The sequence below is a fragment of the Nonomuraea sp. NPDC049269 genome (assembly GCF_043197155.1).
Lineage (GTDB): Bacteria > Actinomycetota > Actinomycetes > Streptosporangiales > Streptosporangiaceae > Nonomuraea.
Genome location: NZ_JBICSO010000015.1, coordinates 178,458 through 196,467 on the forward strand (window position 1 = coordinate 178,458; position 18,010 = coordinate 196,467).

The window sequence follows — 18,010 nt, forward strand, 5'->3', positions numbered from 1 at the left end:
GGACCGGTGGACAAGGAGGAATACATGGCCGAGCGCAAGGTCACCGTGGCGGCGGAAGTGGGCTTGCACGCCCGCCCGGCGGCGACGTTCGTGCAGACCGCCGTCAAGGCCCCGATGGACATCACCGTGACCAAGGGCGTGGGGGGCACGCCGGTCAACGGCAAGAGCATCCTGCAGATCCTGGGGCTGGACGTCCGGCAGGGCGAGGACATCGTGATCAGGGCCGAGGGCGAGGGCGCCGACGAGGTGCTCGACCAGCTCGCGGCGATCGCCGGGACCCCATGAACCTGCGGGGGGCCGGGGTCAGCCCGGGGATCGGGTTGGGTGCCGCGTACGTGCTGACCGGCGCCGTACCCGAGCCTGCCCCCGGCTCCACGTACGAGGGCCCGCCGGAGCCGGAGCGGGAGCGGGCGGTGGCCGCCCTCCGGCAGGTGGCGGGAGAGCTGGAGGCCCGCGGCAACCGGGCCGGCGGCGAGGCCAAGGAGATCCTCAAGGCCCAGGCGCTGATCGCCGAGGATCCCGGCCTGGTGGTGGGGGTCAAGGCCCTGATCGACGAGGGGATCGCGGCTCCCCGGGCGGTCTACCAAGCTTTCGCGAAATATCGGGACATGCTGGTTAGTGCGGGCGGATATCTCGGCGAGCGCGTCGCCGACCTGGACGACATCAGGGACCGCGTGATCGCCCGCCTCACCGGCCACCCCCTGCCGGCCCCGCCTCCCGATCCCGGCACGGGCGAGCCGTATGTGCTGATCGCCATCGATCTGGCGCCCGCCGACACCGCGTTGCTGTCGAAGGACGTCGTGGCCGCGTTCGTGACCGAGGGCGGCGGGCCGACCAGCCACACCGCGATCCTGTCCAGGGCGATGGGCGTGCCCGCCGTCGTGGCCTGTCCGGGCGCGACCGAGATCCCGCCCGGCACCCGGGTGCTGGTCGACGGCAACACCGGAGAGGTACGCCTGGAGCCCACCGAGTCCGACGTGGCCCGGCACGTCGGCGCGAACGAGGCCAGGCGGCAACGGATGACGACCGGCGGCCCCGGCCGGACCCGCGACGGCTACCTGGTGCAACTGCTGGCCAACATCGGCGGCCCGGGCGACCTCGACGGGGCGCTGGCGGCCGGGGCGGAGGGGGTCGGGCTCTATCGCACCGAGTTCCTCTTCCTCGGGCGGCCCGAGGCGCCCTCCGTGGCGGAGCAGGAGCAGGTCTACCGGGCGGCGCTGGCCGCGTTCCCGGGCGGAAGGGTGGTGGTGCGGACGCTGGACGCCGGAGCCGACAAGCCGCTGGCGTTCCTGCCGCCGGCCGCGCCCGAGCCGAACCCGGCACTCGGCGAGCGTGGCCTGCGGTTGTTCGAGAAGTTCCCCGAGGTGATGGACGCCCAGCTGGAAGCGCTGTCGGTGGCGGCGGCGGTGGACCGCGCGGCCGCGGTCCGGGCGGGCACGGCGGCGGCCGAGCTCCAGGTGATGGCTCCGATGGTCGCCACGGCCAAGGAGGCCAAGTGGTTCGCCGACGCCTGCCACGCCAGAGGGCTCCCGCAGGCGGGCGTGATGATCGAGATCCCGGCCGCGGTGCTGCGGGCGGAGAGCCTGGTCACGGTGGTCGACTTCGTGTCGATCGGGACCAATGACCTGGCGCAGTACGCCTTCGCCGCCGACCGTCAGTCCGGCGCGCTGGGCTCGTTGCAGGACCCGTGGCAGCCCGCGCTGCTCGACCTCGTCGCCATGACCGCGACGGCCGCCGCCGACAACGGCAAACCGTGCGGCGTCTGCGGGGAGTCGGCCGCCGACCCGGCCATGGCCTGCGTGTTCGTGGGGCTCGGGGTGACCACGCTGTCCATGGGCGCCGCCGCGCTGCCCGCCGTACGGACCGGGCTTGGCGCGCACACGCTGGACCAGTGCCAGCTCGCCGCGCAGGCGGCGCGGGGAGCCAGTACGCCGGCGCACGCCCGCGCGGCGGCCCGCTCGCATCTGCCCGGCCTCGTTCCGCTGGGCGTCTAGGAGCCTCTGCGTTTGGGAGCCTCTGCGTTCAGGAGCCTCTGCGTTCAGGAGCGCTGACCGGAGGCCGGAAGGACGGCTTGTGGTCCGGGCGTCCCGGCGGCATGGATACCGTTGGGGCATGCTTCGACGGACAGGTACGACCGGGCTCCTGGTGATGGCTCTCGCGGCATGCGCCGGTGGTGGTGGCGCTCCGGCGGGCGCCGCTCCGGCGACGAGGCCCGAGGTGGCGACCCCGGCCACGACCCAGCCGACCCAGCCGTCCCGGCCGAGCCCCTCGCGGTCCGGCGAGGGCGCCGATCTGCGGCTGGTCGTGTCGAAGATGAGCGTGGAGGAGAAGGTCGGCCAGCTGTTCATGCCCGTCCTGTACGGCACGGCGCCCGGCACCGTGTCGGGCGAGAACCAGGCAAGATACGGCGTCCAGACCCCGGCCAAGGTGGTCGCCCGATACCACCTCGGCGGCGTGATCCTCTTCCCGGCCAACATCCAGGGCGTCGACCAGGTCGTCAACCTGACCAACGGGCTGCAGCAGGCGTCCAAGGGTGTCCCGCTCCTGATCGGTACCGACCAGGAGAACGGCCTGGTGTCCAGGATGGGCGCGTTGATGACCGACTTCCCCGGCGCCTCGGAGGTGGGCGCGACCAAGGACACCGCGCTCGCGCGGGCCGTGGCCAAGGCCACCGGCGAGGAGCTGCGCGCGGTCGGCGTGAACCTGGACTTCGCCCCGGTCGCCGACGTGAACGTCGACCCGAGGAACCCGGTCATCGGCAAGCGCGCCTTCGGCGACCAGCCGGGTGAGGTGGCCAAGATGGTGGCCGCGTCGGTCAAGGGCTTCAGGGACGCCAAGGTCGCCGCCACCGCCAAGCACTTCCCCGGCCACGGCGACACCAACATCGACAGCCACACCGGGCTGCCGGTGATCAAGCACACGAAGCAGCAGTGGGAGCGGATCGACGCGCCACCGTTCAAGGCCGCGATCGCCGCCGGCGTCGACGCCGTGATGAGCGCGCACATCGTCTTCCCCAAGCTCGACCCGTCACGCGACCCCGCGACGCTGTCCAAGCCCATCCTTACCGGGCTGCTCAGGAACAAGCTCGGCTTCCAGGGAGTGATCTCCACGGACGCGCTCAACATGGAAGGGGTGCGCAAGAAGTACAACGACGCCGAGATCCCCGTGCGCGCCATCCAGGCGGGCGCCGACCTGCTGCTCATGCCGAACGACCTGCCCAAGGCGTACAACGCGGTGCTGGCGGCGGTGAAGTCGGGCAAGATCTCGCAGCAGCGCCTCGACGAGTCGGTGACCCGGCTGCTCAAGCTCAAGCAGGGCCGTGGCCTGCTGCCCAAGGCGCCCGTGGCGTCGGCCGCCCAGGCGGCCAAGGTGCTCCGCAGCGCGGAGCACCGCAGGCTGGCCGCCCGCGTCGCGCGTTAGTGCGAGCCCTTCAGCCCGCTGGCGATGAACATCGAGGCGAGCAGGGCGAACAGGAACGCCTGTAGGAACATGATGAACATCTCGAACGCGGTCATCAGTATCGTCATCACCACGCCGAGGACGCCGATGCCCGCGCCGAGCACGGTCAGTCGCTCGAACAGGAACCAGAAGCCGACCGAGCTGAAGAACGCCAGGAGGAGATGGCCGGCGAACATGTTCGCGAACAGCCGGATGAAGTGCGTGAACAGCGAGTTGATGAAGGTCTCCGCGATGATCAGCGGGGCGTAGATCCCGTAGGCCCAGCCGGGCAGGCCCTCCAGGTACACGACGCCTTTCAGGTAGCCGCGGACACCGTGGTGCTTGACGCCCAGGTAGACCTTGATGACGTACACGCTGACCGCCAGCACCAAGGGGAAGGAGATGTTCGCGGCGACGGGGAACTGGATGAACGGGATGACGCCCATCAGATTCCAGACCAGCACGGTCAGGAAGACGGTGAGGAGCAGGCCCATCCACTTGTCGGCGTCCTTGCCGAGGTTGGGCCTGGCGATCTGTTCGCGGACGAACATGTAGGCGTACTCGCCGGCGTTCTGCCAGCCTCTGGGGACCAGTTTCGGCTTGGCGAAGGCGGCCCAGCACAAGGCGATGATCAGGGCCGAGGAGAGCAGAGCGAGAAGTACGGGCTTGGTCAGCCACTCCGGGCCGCCGGGGAGTATCGGGTCGAAGTCGAACAGCTCCGTCCCTGGAGCTTTGAACTCATCCGAGGTGATCAGGATCGTCGTACGCACGGCGGTCCCTTCCGGGGGTCAGCTCAATGGAACCTCACCATAGCCGGGCAATTTGCTTGTCCTTTATCAGGGGTTTGTGCCGGTCACCGTGGGATGTGCGACGCTCAACTACCCTAGAACGGGATTCCAAGGAGGGACCTTGATCACAGGGGTGCTGATCGACTGGGGTGGCGTGCTCACGACCAGTCTCTCCGTGTCCATCGGCAAGTGGATCGAGGCGGATCGCATCGACGACGCCCACTACCGATCCGTCATGCGCGAGCTGATCGACCAGGCCTACGGCGGTGACCAGGAGAGCGTCGTGCACGCGCTGGAGCGCGGGGAGCTGGACGGGGCCGCGTTCGAGCGCGACCTGGCCGCCCGGCTGCGGACCGTCGACGGGGTGTCGCCCGAGGCCGAGGGGCTGCTGGAGCGGATGTTCGCCGGCTTCGAGCGGGTCGACGCGATGTACGACATGCTGCACGACGTCAAACGCAACGGCTTCAAGACCTGCCTGCTGTCCAACTCCTGGTCCAACGTCTATCCCCGGGACGGCTGGGACGAGCTCTTCGACGCGATCGTGATCTCCGGCGAGGTCGGCATGCGCAAGCCTGAGCCGCGCATCTTCGAGCACGCGCTCGGCAGGGTCGGGCTGCCCGGCGAGGCGTGCGTGTTCATCGACGACATCGAGGCCAACATCGTGGCCGCGCGGGGGCTCGGCATGGCGGGCATCCACCACCGCGACGCCGATTCGACCATCACGGAACTCGAGTCTCTGCTCCAACTTCCGTTGCGACGGGCATGATAGAGCCCCCCTTGCATGTTGTGAAAGGTTCGTGATGCGCGTCTATCTGCCGTGCACGCTCCCCGCCCTGACCCGAGCGGTCGAGGCGGGAGAGCTAGGCCCGGCCCCGCTGACCGGTTACGCGGTGACCCCCGCGCTGACCGAGTGGTACGCCTCGGGAGACACCGAGGAGCTCGAATACGTGGCACTCACCGAGGCGGCCCGCGCCTCGCTGCGCATGCTGGCCGCCGACCACGCCGACGGCGTCGAGGCGGGCTCCCGCCGCCTGGTCGTCGTCGCCGAGGTGCCGGACGGCGCCCTCTCCATAGGCGCCGACCTGGAAGAACGGGCCAGAGTACGGGTGGCGGAGCCGGTGCCGATGGCCAAGGTGGCCGCGGTCCACGTGGACGACCTCTACGCGGTCGCCGACATCCAGGCCGCGATCGCCGCCCTTCCCGCCGCCGACGGAGGCGACGACGACGCCCGCTTCACCGTGGACGGCGCCGAGGCGCATGAGCTCATGTGGTTCGCCACGCAGGAGATCCCTGATCTCATAGAGTAACGTTAGGAACACGTTAAATAGATCACCGAACCTTGACCGTCTCCTGAGGCTTATCGCTAAGGTCCCCACGGATCCCATCCCCAGCTCAAGGAGTCGGTTCCAGGTGAAGTTCCGAGTAACGGCCATCGCGGTCGGCGCGGTGGCGGCGGCCCTCCTCACGGTCGCTCCCGTCAGCGCGCAGGCGGCCCCCAAGCACTACTACTACGACCACAAGGACCCCTACAAGACCGGCTGCGGCAACGCGGCCCAGGTGGTGCGGAGCGCGTCGCTCAGCAACCGCATCGAAGGCAAGGTCGGCACGATCCAGCTCTGGTGGTCGAGCAGGTGCAAGACCAACTGGATCGAGATCAGGACGGCCTCGTCCGCGCACGGCACCATCAGCGTCTACACGGACGACAGGTACGACCGGTTCTCCTTCAAGCAGGGCAACGGCGGCCGTCACTGGGGCAACATGCTGTACGGCAACAACATGTGCGCCTGGGGCGGTGCCAGCGTGGTGTTCGGCTCCGGCCAGGGCGGCCAGAACGGCTCCGGCACCACCTCCAAGGCCTGCGGCTAGCCACGCGGGTCTGACTCGCAGTCACGGGTGAAGCCGCGGCCAACGGGCTGCGGCTTCGCCGTTCATCGGGATGTCACACCCGCCGGTTAAACTGATCGTGACATGACAAAGCACATCATCTGGGACTGGAACGGCACGCTGTTCCACGACATCGACGCCGTTGTCGGAGCCACCAACGAGGTCTTCAGGCCGTACGAGCTGCCGCCGCTGACCGCGGACGAATTCCGCGCGGTCTACACCCGGCCCATCTGGGTCGCCTACGAGCGGCTGCTCGGCCGCCCGCTCAACGAGGGCGAGTGGGAGCTGCTGGACGAAGGCTTCCACGAGCACTACTTCCGCCTCAGCGTGGCCTGCCAGTTGGCCGCCGACGCCGAGCTGTCACTCACCAGCTGGACGGGCACCCAGTCGCTCTGCTCGATGGCCCCGCACACCCACCTGGTGCCGCTGATCGAGTCCTTCGGCATCACCCGGCACTTCACCAGGGTCGACGGCCTGGTGGGGCTGACGGGTGGCGAGAAGGCCGCGCACCTGACCGCCCACATCGAGGCCATCGACGTCGAGGCCCGCGAGATCCTGGTGATCGGCGACAGCGTCGACGACGGGCTCGCCGCCAAGCACGTGGGCGCCAGGGCCGTCCTCTACACCGGCGGCATGACCACGCGCGCCGAGCTGGAGGCCACCGGGCTGCCGGTCGTCGACACCCTCGCGCAAGCGCTCACGTATGCCTGAATCGCGTCGCCGGCCGTCCTGGCCCGGCGGATGGCCGTACCCTGGCTGGGTCCCCTTCAGGAGGTCGCCATCAAACGCCTTGTGCTCTGGAACATCGACCTCACACTGGTCGACGTCGCGATAGTGACCAGGGACGCCTACGCCGAGGCGTTCCGCGCCGTGACCGGGCGTCCGATGCTCAAACTGGCGCCGGCGCGCGGCCGCCCCGACTCAGAGATCGTCTTCGAGACCCTCGCGGTCAACGGCATCGTCACCGAGGACGACACCCTGCCGCGGTTCTTGTCCGCGCTGGCGATGGCGTTCGCCGACCGGCGCAAGCGCCTGGCCACCGAGGGCCGCGCGATGGCGGGCGCCAAGGAGGCGCTCAAGGCCGTCGCCAAACTCGACGGCGTGGTCCAGACGGTGCTCACCGGCACGATCAAGAGCAACGCCGTGCACAAGCTCAAGGCGTTCGGGCTCGAGAAGTACATCGACTTCGAGCTCGGCGGCTACGGCGAGGAGGTCTACCCCAAGGCGTCGCTGCTCCAGGTCGCCCAGGGGCGGGCGAAGGCGCGTTTCGGGGTGCCGTTCACCTCGGCCAACACCGTGGTCATCGGGGACTCGACGCGTGACGTACAGGCCGCCAAGATCGGTGGGGCGGCGATGATCGGGGTGGCCTCCGGCCGGTCGATGGCCGGCGAGCTACGCGAGGCCGGGGCCGACCTCGTGCTGCCCGACCTGTCCAACGCCTCAGAGGTGGTGGCCGCGGTCGCCAGCCTCACCACACCGGTGGACCGCAAGCCGGTCAGCCCCTGAGCCGCGCCGGTCGGCCGCTTGGCCGGGCCGATCGGAGCGGGGCGGTGGTGAAGCGGAGGCGGGTCAGCTCAGCGCGTTGAGGAAGCGGGCCGCGATCGGGGCCGCCACCGCGGAGCCGGCGCCGCCGCCCTCCACGATCACCGCGAACGCCAGGTCCCCCCGGTAGCCGATGAACCAGGAGTGCGCGGGCGGCTCCTTGCCGGAGCCGTACTCGGCCGTCCCGGTCTTGCCCGCCGTACCCGAGGGGAACTTCACCGCGTGCGCGGTGCCGTCGGTGACGACGGCGGGCATGAGCTCGCGCAGGGCCCGCACCACGCCGTCCTCCAGCGGGCGCGGCCGGAGCGTGCGGTCCGGCATCAGCTCCTGGGCGACCAGGCGGGGCGGACGCCAGGAGCCGTCGGCGATGGCGGCCGCGACCGAGGCCATGTTGAGCGGGCTGGCCAGCACCCTGCCCTGCCCGATGGAGGCGGAGGCGAGGTCGGTGTCGTCCTTGGGCGCGGGGAACTCGGCCTTCACCGCCGGCACACCCGGCGTGATCGCGGAACCGAATCCGAAGCCGGCGGCCACCTCGGCGAGCCGCCCGTCCCCGAGCTTCGCCACCCCCATCGCGCCGAACGTGGTGTTGCACGAGTGGGCGAAGGCGTCGCGGAAGGAGAGCCGGCCGTAGTCGTGGAAGCCGGCGTTGTGGAAGGGGAAGCCGCCGATGTTCTGTTCGGCCGGGCATTCGACCTGCTCGTCGGGCTTCGCCCCGTCCGCGACCAGCGCGGAGGCGGTCACGACCTTGAACGTCGAGCCGGGCGGGTACTTGCCGAGCAGTGCCCGGTTGAACCCGCCCGGCTTGTTGACCACCGAAAGGATCTCGCCGGTCGACGGCCGGATGGCGACCAGCGAGGCCGGCTTCCGCACGCCGTCGAGCGCGGCGGCGCCCGCCCGGTGCACCTTGAGGTCGATCGTGGTGCGCAGCGGCTCCTTCTCGTCCGGCTTGACCACCGTCTGGAGGAACTCCTCGCCCTGGTAGAGGTCGATCCGGCGGGACTGCCCGTCGGCGAGCCGGTCGGGATAGGTCTGCTTGAGCCCTTCCACGAGCTGCAGCACCGAGCCGGGAGCGTCCGGGGTGTCGACGCGGCTGCCGTCGGCCGCCAGGACCGGCGGCGTCGCGGCCTTCTCCGTGATCAGCCGCAGGGATCTGCCCTGCTTGAGCGAGGGGTTGATGGTGGCGGGGGTCCAGGCGACCTTCCACGAGCCGCCGCGCTCCAGGAGTTTGAGCTTGCCGTCGTACTTCCAGTTCCTCGGGCCGGTGAGGCCGGCGTGGAAGGTGATAGTGCCGCCCGTGGAGGTCGCGTCGCGCTTGAAGGTCGCCCCGGTGAGCTGGAGGTCGGCGCGGAAGCGCTGGTGCCGGCGCTCGAAGTCGGCGGGCGGGTCGGCGACGAGCTCCCGCATCCGCGCATAGTCCTGGACGGACCAGGCGGACAGGTACGAGTCGGCAGTCTCCTCAGGCGTGCCCTTCGTCCGCAGCACCCAGAGCGTGCCGGCCGTCGTGAGAGCGAGCACCAGGGCGGCGGCGGTGATCCACGGCCACCACCTGCGCCTTCGCCTGGGCAGCGTCTCAGGCTGAAGATTCATGAAATTTGTCCCCATTTGCGGCCCCATGCCGCCAGAGCACACCAGAGCCCGCCGTGTGGTGTCCAATACCGATATGGATGATGTAAAGATATAAAGTCGGATATAGTTGCTGGTCATGGACCTTGTCCGGCATCTGCGTTACTTCACCGTGGTGGCGGAGGAACTCCACTTCGGCAATGCCGCGATCCGGCTCGGCATGGCCCAGCCGCCGCTCAGCCAGCGGATCAAGCGCCTGGAGGAGGAGCTCGGCGTGCGGCTCTTCGACCGCTCCGCCCGTCAGGTCCGGCTGACCGAGGCGGGCCGCCTGCTGGTCGGCGAGGCCCGCGAGATCGTCGCCAGGGCCGACCGGCTGCGCGAGCTCGTCCGCCACGGCGCGGGCACGGTGCTCAAGCTCGGCGTCCCGCCCGACCTGGCCGCCGCGGTGATCGCCGCCCTGGTGGCCGGCTTCCGCGCGAGCAACCCGGACGTACGGCTCGCACCCGCGGAGATCTGGACGGCCGACCAGGTGGCCGCGCTGAGCGAGGGCGCCATCGACGTCGGCATCGTGCGCCACCCGATCAGCGCGCCGGGACTGAGCTTCGGGCAGGTGCTGGTGCAGCCGCACGGCGTGCTGCTGGCCGAGGGGGACCCACTGGCCCGGTCCGGGGAACTGCACCTGGCCGACCTGGCGGGCCGCGAGCTGCTGCTGCCGCCCAAGGAGGGGGAGCCGGGGCTGCACGCCGCGACGCTGGCGGAGTGCCGCCACCACGGCTACGTGCCCGCCCAGGTGCACCAGGGCGCCGGGCTCGGCCTGGTGCTGGCCGGGGTGGCGGTGGCGTTCGGGGCCAGGGTGGACCTGCCTGGGCTCGCCTGGCGCCCGCTGCTAGGCTCGCCGATCAGTTCCCGGGTCTCCACGGCCTGGCGGATCGAGACGGACGCGGTCACCGGTTTCTCGGCGGTGGCCGTACGAACGCTGAAAGAGAGCGCCGGGATGACGGACGAGGCGGCGGCGCCCGTGCGGCACATCAGCCGCAGGCCGGGGATGCTGGCATGAACGAGCCGGACCTGGCGGCCCTGTTCGGCTCGGCGGGCGTGACCGGGTGGCTGCACGTGGCCGACCTGCGCTCGGGCCGGGAGATCGGGCTCGGCTCCGACGAGCCGGTGTCGATCGCCTCGATCTTCAAGGTGCCGCTGATGGTGGAGTTCTGCCGTCAGGCCGACGCCGGGCTGGTCGATCCGGCGAGCCGGGTGACCGTGGGGGCCGCCGATCGGGTGACCGGCCCCACGGGCCTGTCCGCGATGCTGGACGACGTCACGATCTCGCTGCGTGACCTGGCCTACCTGATGATCACGCTGAGTGACAACACCGCGGCCGACGCGCTTCTGGCCCGAGTCGGGTGCGACGCGGTCAACACGATGCTCGCCGGGTTCGGGCTGCACGGCACGCGAGTGCGGCAGAGCTGCCGGGACATCTTCGAGAGCATGGCCGAGGACAGCGGTCACGGCTGGCCGTTCCTCGATCCGGAGGACATCAAGCGTCTGCGGGTGCTCGACCCGGCACGGACCAACAGCAGTACGCCGCGCGAGATGGCCGCGCTGTTCGGGATGATCTGGCGGGATGAGGCGGCCTCGGCCGAGTCGTGCGCCTGGATGCGCGGCGTCCTGAACCTCCAGGTCTGGCCGCACCGGCTGGCCTCCGGCTTCCCGTACGACGACGTGGAGGTCGGCGGCAAGACCGGGACGCTCCCGACGCTCCGCAACGAGGCCGGCGTGGTGGAGTACCCCGACGGCGGCCAGTACGCGGTGGCGGTCTTCACCCGCTCGGTCAGCACCGCGCTCAACCAGCCACGGGCCGACGCGATGATCGGCACGGCCGCGCGTATGGCGGTTGACCACCTACGGAGGTAGCAAGTTATGTGGCGTCCTGGGTATGACTTTCCGTCTACCGGCCGACAGGATGGGGCACATGGTTGCTGAAGGCACGCTTCTCTGGGAACCGACCGAGGACATCGTCGCGCGCGCCAAGCTGACCCGCTACCTCGAGTGGCTGGGCCGGGCCGGGTCGGGGTACGAGGAGGTGTGGCGCTGGTCGGTCGACAGTCCAGCGGAGTTCTGGACGTCGATCTGGGACTATTTCCAGGTCATCGGCGAACGTGGTGACGGGCCCGTCATGACTGGGACGATGCCCGCCGCCGAATGGTTCACCGGAAGTTCCGTCAATTACGCGGAGAACGCGCTACGCGAACGTGACGGCATCGCGGCCGTCTTCGTCTCGGAGGACGGCGCCCGCCAGGAGCTGACCCACGCCGAGCTGCGCGACGAGGTCGCCCGCGTCCGGGCCGGCCTGGTGCGCCTGGGCGTCCGGCGCGGCGACCGGGTGGCGGGCTACCTGCCGAACATCCCGCAGGCCCTGATCGCCTTCCTGGCCACCGCGTCCCTCGGCGCGATCTGGTCGGCCGGCTCCCCGGACTTCGGCGTGCCGAGCGTCGTCGACCGGTTCAAGCAGATCGAGCCCAAGGTGCTGATCGCGGTCGACGGCTACCACTACAACGGCAAGAGCTACGACCGGTCGGCGGCCGTCAACGAGATCGCCGCCGAGCTGCCCTCGCTCCGCGCGACCGTCTGGATCCCGTATCTCTCGGCGGTGGAGGAGGGGCAGCCGCCACAGTGGGCCGAGCCCGGCGCCGCGCACACCGACTCCGTGCCGCACGGCGAGGTGATCGGCTGGGAGGGGCTGCGCGCGGAGGAGGCGCCGCTGGAGTTCGAGCGGGTGCCCTTCGACCACCCGCTGTGGATCCTCTATTCCAGCGGCACGACAGGGCTGCCCAAACCCATCGTGCACGGGCACGGGGGAGTGATACTCGAACACCTCAAGTCACTCTCCTTCCACCAGGATCTCGGTGAGGGGGATGTGTTCTTCTGGTACACCACCACGGGCTGGATGATGTGGAACTACCTCATCGGCGCCCTGCTGGTGGGCGCCACCCCGGTGCTGTACGACGGCTCGGCCACCCACCCCTCGCCCGCCGTGCTCTGGCGGATCGCCGCCTCCGAAGGGGTGACCTACTTCGGGGTCGGCGCGCCGTACATCATGGCCTCGCTGAAGGCCGGGATCGTCCCTGAGGGGCTGGAGGCGCTGCGCGGCATCGGCTCGACCGGGTCGCCGCTGCCGCCCGAGGGGTTCACCTGGGTGGCCGAGCAGTTGCCGGGGATCCCGCTCGGGTCGTTCTCCGGCGGCACCGACGTGTGCACGGGGTTCGTCGGCGCGACCATGCTGCATCCGATCAGGGCGGGCATCATCCCCTGCCGGTCGCTGGGGGCGCGGGTGGAGTCGTTCAACCCCCTGGGCGAGCCGGTCGTGGGGGAGGTGGGCGAGCTCGTGCTCACGCAGCCGATGCCGTCGATGCCGGTCATGTTCTGGAACGACCCCGACGGTGAGCGTTACCGCGAGAGCTACTTCGACGTCTACCCGGGCGTGTGGCGGCACGGCGACTGGATCAAGCTGAACGAGGACGGGAGCTGCGTGATCTACGGCCGCTCCGACTCGACACTGAACCGGGGCGGCGTCCGGATGGGCACCAGCGAGTTCTACCGGGTCGTCGAGCGGTTCGAGGAGATCGCCGACAGCCTGGTGATCGACACCGGCCAGCTCGGGCAGGAGGGGCGGCTGCTGCTCTACCTCACGCTGGCGGAGGGCGCCACGTTGTCGGACGCGCTGGTCGATGCCCTGCGTACGGCCCTGCGGCAGGAGCTGTCACCCCGGCACGTGCCCAACGAGATCCACGCGGTGCCCGGCATCCCGCGCACCTTGTCAGGCAAGAAGCTCGAGGTACCGGTCCGCAAGATCCTCCTCGGCACCCCGGTCGAGGAGGCGGCCAACCCCGACGCCATGGCCAACCCCGAGGTGCTGCGCCACTTCAAGCCCTGACTCTCGCCGCCACCTTAGGCTGCGGCCCTCAGCGGGCGCAGCGCGGTAGCCCAGGAGACGACCTGGTCCAGCATCGTGGTGACCGCCTCCTCGCGGTGCGCCGCCGGCTTGAAGTCGGTGAAGGCCTCGAAGTCCGTGTGGAGCGAGAGCGCGACCTGGGCCGAGACGTCGGCGACCTTGACCCGGCCGAGCACCTGCCGCAGGTGCTCGGCCGCGCGGGCGCCGCCGTCGACGCCGTAGCTGACGAAACCGGCCGCCTTGTCCGCCCACTCGGCGAAGAGGAAGTCGATCGCGTTCTTCAGCACGCCCGAGGTGGAGCTGTTGTACTCCGGGGTCACGAACACGTAGCCGTCGAACGAGGCGACGCGGTCCGACCAGGCGCGGGTGTGGGGGTGTTCGTACTGGCCATAGGCGGCGGGGAACGCCTCGTCCAGGTGCGGCAGGGGGAAGTCCCGCAGATCCACCAGCTCGAACTCGGCGTCGCCACGCTTGACGGCCAGGTCGCGCACCCACTCGGCGACGGCCTCCGCGTTGCGGCCCGGCCGGGTGCTGCCGACGATGATGCCAATCCTGATCACGATTTAACCTCTTCATCCAGATTTATGGTGATTTTTCCGTGTGTCTGGCCGGCCTCGGCCCGGCGATGCACGCCGTCGAGGCCGGTCAGCGGGTGGGACTCCGTGATCTCGACCACGAGCTCCCCCTTGTCGATGAGCGCCACCAGCCGGGCCAGGTGCGCCGGGTCGTTCCTGGCCACGAAGTAGGTGGCCCGGGGTGACTCGATCGGGGTGGCGATGGTGACGATCGCCTCGCCCAAGGTGGCCAGCGTCGCCGCCTGCTCCGGGCCGACGGCCGCCAGGTTGAGCACCACGTCCATCCCGCCGGGCAGCGGGGTCGTGGTGTAGTCGACGACCTCGTCGGCGCCATAGCGCCGCACCGCCGCCGCGCTGCGCGGACTGGCCGTGGCTGTCACGGTCGCGCCCGCCAGCTTGGCCAGCTGCACGGCGAACAGCCCCACCCCGCCGCCCGCCCCGTTGATCAGCACCCGCTGCCCCGGCGCGATGCGGGCGTGCTCGTGCACCGCCTGCCAGGCGGTGAGCCCGGCGACCGGGATGGCGGCGGCGTCCGCCAGGGGCAGCCGCTCCGGCGCCCTGGCCAGCGTGCTCGCCGCCGCCACCGTGTACTCGGCCGCCGCCCCCTCCACGAGGCCGATGACCCGGTCTCCGACGGCCGGCCCACGCACCCCCGCGCCCACCTCGACGACCGTGCCGGACAGATCCAGACCCAGCGTGTACGGAAGAGTGACAGGGAGTATGTCGCGCAGGAACCCGGCCCGCAGTCCCACCTCGGACGGGTTGAACGAGGTGGCGGCCACCCGGACCAGCACCTCCCCGGGCCCCGGAGACGGCCGGGGGATCCGGTCGTAGCGGATCACGGAGGCGTCGCCGTACTCGTGGATCCGGGCGGCGGACATTGTTGCTGCGCTCATGTGGAACAACCGTAGGAGCCATCCGCGAGATGGCCAATGCTTCTGTGTCTGCATTTTCTACGCGATCGTCTCGCAGGGTAGACTTGGACCATGGACGTGCTCAGCGATGTGATAGCGATCGTACGCACCGGACGGCCGCGCTCGGCGCTCATCGAGTGGCATGCCCCCTGGGGGCAGCGGTTCCCGTCGGCGCCGGGCTCGGCGGGGTTCCAGGTGATCCTCCAGGGCTCCCCGTGGCTCCTCCCGCCGGACGGCGACCCCGTCCAGCTGAGCGTCGGCGACGTGCTCTTCTTCCCGCACGGCCACGGCTACGCGATGGCCGACAGCCCGGCCACCCCGGTGACCGAGCCTGACTGCGACCCCCAGTTGGAGGCGGGACTGTTCGCCTCGGCGTCCAGCGCGGGGTCCGGCGCGGCCACGGTCCTGCTCTGCGGCGGCTACCGGCTCGACCCCGACCGGGCCCACCCGATGCTCCGCGACCTGCCCGACATGGTCCACCTGCCCGCCCGGTTCGGCCACCACCCCGAGCTCCGCGCGGCCGTCGACCTGCTCGGCAGCGAGATCGGCAATCCGCGCCTCGGCGCCGACACCGTCGTCTCCTCGCTGCTCGACACGCTGCTGGTCTACATCCTGCGCGCCTGGCTCGACACCGAGCCCGAGCACTGCCAGACCGGCGGCTGGGCCGTCGCCCTGGCCGACCCCGCGATCGGCGCGGCGCTCAACGCGATCCACCGCGATCCCGCACATCCCTGGACGGTCCAGGAGCTCGGCGGCAAAGCCGGGCTCTCCCGCGCGGCCTTCTCCCGCCGCTTCACCACATTGATCGGCCAGCCGCCGCTCACCTACCTCACGTGGTGGCGCCTGGCCAGGGCGGCCCGCCTGCTACGCGAGTCGGAGGACTCGCTGAGCGAGATCTCCTCGCGCGTCGGCTACACCTCCGAGTTCGCCTTCGCCAACGCCTTCAAGCGTGAGTACGGCACTCCGCCCGGCAGATATCGCCGCCAGGTCTGCCCGCAGCCCCTGCGTGCCGAAGTGGCCGAAGCGCCTTAGAGCCCGAAGAGCGGCAGGCAGGGCTCCAGGTTGTGGATCTCGATGCCGTCCATGGGCTTCCAGTCGTCCCGCGGCAGGCGGAAGCGGCGGGTCGTGGCCACCTCGCCCTTCCGGTTGTGCAGGGTGATGCCGTCCTCGTGATAGCCGAGCCGGCGCGTCACCGCGAGCGAGGCGTGGTTGTCATGGAACGCCTCCGTCGTGGCGTACTCCGCGCCCAGGCCCTCGAAGGCCAGGTGGAGCACGGCCGCGCGCATCTCCCTGCCGATGCCCCTGCCCTGGAAGCGTTTGCCGAGCCACGAGCCCGAGCCGGCCTCCCGCGTGACCAGGAAGTCGGCGGCCGTCAGCGCCTGCACGCCGACCACCTGTCCGTCGGAGACCACCGCGAACTCCAGCGTCCACTTCTCCCGGCTGAACTCCGCCCAGGTGCGGAAGTGATAGCGGACGGTGGCCCTGGCCCGCTCCTGCGGCTCGGCGTCGGACCACGGGAACAGGAACGGCATGTATCCCGGCTCGTGTACGCCCTCGGCCGCCCGATCACCGAGCTCGTCGAGGTCCGCGAGCGACGGCATGCGGAGTTCGAGACGCGGGGTGGTGATGGAGAGCTCGAAGAGCGGCCAATTGCGCATATCGCCGATCTTCCCAGGTCATGCACCGGCCAGGCGACCGATTTAGACTCCCTGGGGCAGGTGAAAGATCCGGCCGGGATCGTAGGCGGCCTTCACGGCGGCCAGGCGCGGCGCGTTGGCGCCGTAGTAGGCGGAGCGCCAGTCGGTCAGGTCCGGGTCGATGTAGTTCACGTACGCGTGATCGCCCAGGTGCTTCCGCATGTCGGCGTGGATGCCGCGGAGCCAGGTCCGGCCGGTGCCCTTGGAGTAGTACTGGACGCCGAACAACGCCGCCCGGTGCGGGAAGGCGGTGGCGTCCGGGCGGACCCGGGCGACCGCGCCGCCCAGCGCGTCCAGCTGCACGGTGTGCCGGCCCGCCCGGGCCACGCCGGCCACCAGCGCCTTGATCCCGTCCGCCGACAGCTTCTGGTAGGCCAGGTGCGACTTGGCCGCGAAGGTGTCCCTGCTGAGCCGGCCGGCGGCGGTCTGACCTGGTAGATGGCACTGCGCGACCGAGAGCGACGAGCACCCCGCCATGACCATCATGGCGTGCTGGTAGGACGTCGCGGTGGCGTAGCGGGAGGAGGGAGTGCCGATCGCGGCCACGAGCGGCGCCAGGAGGCGGTCGAGCCCCGCCTTCCCGCCCAGGTAGGTGCCGCCGATCTGCACGTCAAGCCCGTTGTCGTTCGACAGGTGCAGGGTGGACCACAGCTCGTCCGGCGCGGTGGGCGCCCAGGACTGCCAGGCCTTGACCGCCGCGCCGGCCTTGCGCCACGGCCAGTGCAGGAAGAAGACCGTGATGCCGCGGGTCTGGTGGGTGCGGAAGGTGAAGGACACCGCCACGCCGAAGTTGCCGCCGCCACCGCCCCGGCACGCCCAGTAGAGGTCCGGGTGCTGGTTGGCGTCGCAGGTCAGGAGGCGGCCGTCGGCCGTGACGATCTGGATGGATTCGAGGGTGTCGCAGGTCAGGCCGTACTTCCTGGAGACCACGCCGATCCCGCCACCCAGCGCCAGACCGCTCACCCCGACCGTGGGGCACGAACCGGCGGGGATGCTCACGCCGTGGCGGCCCAGCTTGTCGTAGACGTCGACCAGCTTGGCCCCGGCGCCGACCGTGGCCCGGCCGCCCTTGTAGCCGACGGACTTCATCCGTGAGACGTCGATCACCAGGCCGGTGCCGGTGGACCAGCCCGCGTAGGAGTGGCCGCCCGAGCGGGCGGTGACGGGGAGGCGGTTCGAGCGGACGAAGGACAGGCACGCGGAGACGTCGGCCGGGCTCGCGCAGTAGGCGACACCGCCCGGCCTGATGCCGTCGAAGGCGGGATTGAACAGGCGCCTGGCCGCGTCGTAGCCCGCGTCGGCCGGCCGTACCAGCGTGCCGGTGAGGCGGCGGCGCAGTCCGGCCCAGTCGGGGGCGGCGGAGGCGAGTGCGGGCGGGGCGAAGGAGGCGAGTGCGGGCGGCGCGGAGACCAGCCCGAGCATGGGCGCCAGCGTGGCGGCGCGGAGGAAGTCGCGGCGGTCCATGGTCGTCTCCCGGTGATCGTGGTGAACCGATCGGTGAGACGGTCCCGGAGGCCGTCCGGTTGGTAACAAATGCATCACTTCGGATGCGCGGTCCGCCCCCCCGGGCGGCCGGCCGCGGGCGGGCCCGGGGGGCAAACCCGCCCGAACGCGAACGGCCCCGTTGGGGGCCCGGCCCCCGCGGGGCCCAAGTCCCCCG

Annotated in this window: 18 protein-coding genes; 12 read left to right on the plus strand and 6 right to left on the minus strand. The window is 70.7% G+C overall.

Translation table 11 applies throughout. The annotated features are described in order from the left end of the window. The first annotated feature begins 24 nt into the window (after nt 1–24). From ACGFNP_RS57795 to nagZ, 3 genes are all read left to right on the plus strand, one after another. A complete protein-coding gene (locus ACGFNP_RS57795) occupies nt 25–285 on the plus strand; it encodes an HPr family phosphocarrier protein (RefSeq protein ID WP_214633533.1) in 261 nt (86 codons plus the stop codon). Next, nucleotides 282–1,994, plus strand: coding sequence for a phosphoenolpyruvate--protein phosphotransferase (ptsP, locus tag ACGFNP_RS57800; protein WP_358335815.1), 1,713 nt, complete (start codon nt 282–284; stop codon nt 1,992–1,994). Before ACGFNP_RS57795 ends, ptsP begins: the two co-directional genes overlap by 4 nt. Before the next feature lie 118 nt (nt 1,995–2,112). After that, complete coding sequence (gene nagZ / locus ACGFNP_RS57805) at nt 2,113–3,420, plus strand: beta-N-acetylhexosaminidase (RefSeq protein ID WP_393333228.1); 1,308 nt, start codon at nt 2,113–2,115, stop codon at nt 3,418–3,420. Here nagZ and atpB read toward each other — a convergent pair. Continuing rightward, entirely contained in the window at nt 3,417–4,208 is a 792-nt protein-coding gene (atpB, locus tag ACGFNP_RS57810; RefSeq protein WP_393333231.1) for a F0F1 ATP synthase subunit A, read from the minus strand. The genes nagZ and atpB overlap by 4 nt on opposite strands. Nucleotides 4,209–4,347: 139 nt before the next feature. On the opposite strand from atpB, the gene ACGFNP_RS57815 reads away from it, so the two are divergent. From ACGFNP_RS57815 to ACGFNP_RS57835, 5 genes are all read left to right on the plus strand, one after another. After that, complete coding sequence (locus ACGFNP_RS57815) at nt 4,348–4,992, plus strand: HAD family phosphatase (protein ID WP_358335823.1); 645 nt, start codon at nt 4,348–4,350, stop codon at nt 4,990–4,992. Between the two features lie 34 nt (nt 4,993–5,026). Then, nucleotides 5,027–5,533, plus strand: a complete 507-nt coding sequence (locus ACGFNP_RS57820; RefSeq protein ID WP_358335826.1) for a DUF6912 family protein — start codon at nt 5,027–5,029, stop codon at nt 5,531–5,533. Nucleotides 5,534–5,636: 103 nt separating this feature from the next. Beyond that, nucleotides 5,637–6,092, plus strand: coding sequence for a DUF2690 domain-containing protein (locus tag ACGFNP_RS57825; protein WP_358335829.1), 456 nt, complete (start codon nt 5,637–5,639; stop codon nt 6,090–6,092). Nucleotides 6,093–6,194: 102 nt separating this feature from the next. Further along, the gene (locus ACGFNP_RS57830) at nt 6,195–6,821 is read left to right on the plus strand and encodes an HAD family hydrolase (RefSeq protein ID WP_358335831.1); all 627 of its coding nucleotides are present in this window, start codon (nt 6,195–6,197) and stop codon (nt 6,819–6,821) included. A 30-nt stretch (nt 6,822–6,851) separates the two neighbouring features. After that, entirely contained in the window at nt 6,852–7,616 is a 765-nt protein-coding gene (locus tag ACGFNP_RS57835; RefSeq protein WP_393333236.1) for an HAD family hydrolase, read from the plus strand. 63 nt (nt 7,617–7,679) lie between these two features. Here ACGFNP_RS57835 and ACGFNP_RS57840 read toward each other — a convergent pair whose 3' ends face one another. Continuing rightward, entirely contained in the window at nt 7,680–9,239 is a 1,560-nt protein-coding gene (locus ACGFNP_RS57840; protein WP_393333239.1) for a penicillin-binding transpeptidase domain-containing protein, read from the minus strand. 115 nt (nt 9,240–9,354) lie between these two features. Between ACGFNP_RS57840 and ACGFNP_RS57845 the strand changes: the two genes are divergently transcribed. Genes ACGFNP_RS57845 through ACGFNP_RS57855 form a run of 3 tightly spaced genes read left to right on the plus strand, consistent with a single transcriptional unit; the run spans nt 9,355 to nt 13,146 of the window. Continuing rightward, a complete protein-coding gene (locus ACGFNP_RS57845) occupies nt 9,355–10,272 on the plus strand; it encodes a LysR family transcriptional regulator (protein ID WP_358335840.1) in 918 nt (305 codons plus the stop codon). Next, nucleotides 10,269–11,126: a serine hydrolase gene (locus ACGFNP_RS57850; protein WP_358335843.1), complete on the plus strand. Its 858-nt coding sequence runs from the start codon at nt 10,269–10,271 to the stop codon at nt 11,124–11,126. The genes ACGFNP_RS57845 and ACGFNP_RS57850 overlap by 4 nt, the downstream gene beginning before the upstream one ends. Before the next feature lie 58 nt (nt 11,127–11,184). Continuing rightward, complete coding sequence (locus ACGFNP_RS57855) at nt 11,185–13,146, plus strand: acetoacetate--CoA ligase (RefSeq protein WP_358335846.1); 1,962 nt, start codon at nt 11,185–11,187, stop codon at nt 13,144–13,146. Between the two features lie 14 nt (nt 13,147–13,160). On the opposite strand, the gene ACGFNP_RS57860 is transcribed toward ACGFNP_RS57855, so the two are convergent. Then, complete coding sequence (locus ACGFNP_RS57860) at nt 13,161–13,724, minus strand: NAD(P)H-dependent oxidoreductase (RefSeq protein WP_358335849.1); 564 nt, start codon at nt 13,722–13,724, stop codon at nt 13,161–13,163. Beyond that, nucleotides 13,721–14,635, minus strand: a complete 915-nt coding sequence (locus tag ACGFNP_RS57865) for an NADP-dependent oxidoreductase (RefSeq protein ID WP_393333244.1) — start codon at nt 14,633–14,635, stop codon at nt 13,721–13,723. The genes ACGFNP_RS57860 and ACGFNP_RS57865 overlap by 4 nt, the downstream gene beginning before the upstream one ends. 90 nt (nt 14,636–14,725) lie before the next feature. Here ACGFNP_RS57865 and ACGFNP_RS57870 point away from each other — a divergent pair, with 90 nt between their 5' ends. Beyond that, entirely contained in the window at nt 14,726–15,685 is a 960-nt protein-coding gene (locus ACGFNP_RS57870) for an AraC family transcriptional regulator (RefSeq protein ID WP_358335855.1), read from the plus strand. Here ACGFNP_RS57870 and ACGFNP_RS57875 read toward each other — a convergent pair. After that, nucleotides 15,682–16,311: a GNAT family protein gene (locus tag ACGFNP_RS57875; protein WP_358335858.1), complete on the minus strand. Its 630-nt coding sequence runs from the start codon at nt 16,309–16,311 to the stop codon at nt 15,682–15,684. The genes ACGFNP_RS57870 and ACGFNP_RS57875 overlap by 4 nt on opposite strands. 42 nt (nt 16,312–16,353) lie before the next feature. Further along, nucleotides 16,354–17,814, minus strand: coding sequence for an FAD-binding oxidoreductase (locus ACGFNP_RS57880; protein WP_393333249.1), 1,461 nt, complete (start codon nt 17,812–17,814; stop codon nt 16,354–16,356). Between the last annotated feature and the right edge of the window lie 196 nt (nt 17,815–18,010).

Coding starts and splice junctions, on each gene's coding strand:
- ACGFNP_RS57795 (WP_214633533.1), top strand. CDS start 25: ATGGCCGAGCGCAAGGTCACCGTGGCGGCGGAAGTGGGCTTGCACGCC.
- ptsP (WP_358335815.1), top strand. CDS start 282: ATGAACCTGCGGGGGGCCGGGGTCAGCCCGGGGATCGGGTTGGGTGCC.
- ACGFNP_RS57855 (WP_358335846.1), top strand. CDS start 11,185: ATGGTTGCTGAAGGCACGCTTCTCTGGGAACCGACCGAGGACATCGTC.
- ACGFNP_RS57880 (WP_393333249.1), bottom strand. CDS start 17,814: ATGGACCGCCGCGACTTCCTCCGCGCCGCCACGCTGGCGCCCATGCTC.
- ACGFNP_RS57820 (WP_358335826.1), top strand. CDS start 5,027: ATGCGCGTCTATCTGCCGTGCACGCTCCCCGCCCTGACCCGAGCGGTC.
- ACGFNP_RS57830 (WP_358335831.1), top strand. CDS start 6,195: ATGACAAAGCACATCATCTGGGACTGGAACGGCACGCTGTTCCACGAC.
- ACGFNP_RS57850 (WP_358335843.1), top strand. CDS start 10,269: ATGAACGAGCCGGACCTGGCGGCCCTGTTCGGCTCGGCGGGCGTGACC.
- ACGFNP_RS57865 (WP_393333244.1), bottom strand. CDS start 14,635: ATGAGCGCAGCAACAATGTCCGCCGCCCGGATCCACGAGTACGGCGAC.
- ACGFNP_RS57845 (WP_358335840.1), top strand. CDS start 9,355: ATGGACCTTGTCCGGCATCTGCGTTACTTCACCGTGGTGGCGGAGGAA.
- ACGFNP_RS57835 (WP_393333236.1), top strand. CDS start 6,852: ATGGCCGTACCCTGGCTGGGTCCCCTTCAGGAGGTCGCCATCAAACGC.
- ACGFNP_RS57840 (WP_393333239.1), bottom strand. CDS start 9,239: ATGAATCTTCAGCCTGAGACGCTGCCCAGGCGAAGGCGCAGGTGGTGG.
- nagZ (WP_393333228.1), top strand. CDS start 2,113: ATGCTTCGACGGACAGGTACGACCGGGCTCCTGGTGATGGCTCTCGCG.
- ACGFNP_RS57870 (WP_358335855.1), top strand. CDS start 14,726: ATGGACGTGCTCAGCGATGTGATAGCGATCGTACGCACCGGACGGCCG.
- ACGFNP_RS57875 (WP_358335858.1), bottom strand. CDS start 16,311: ATGCGCAATTGGCCGCTCTTCGAGCTCTCCATCACCACCCCGCGTCTC.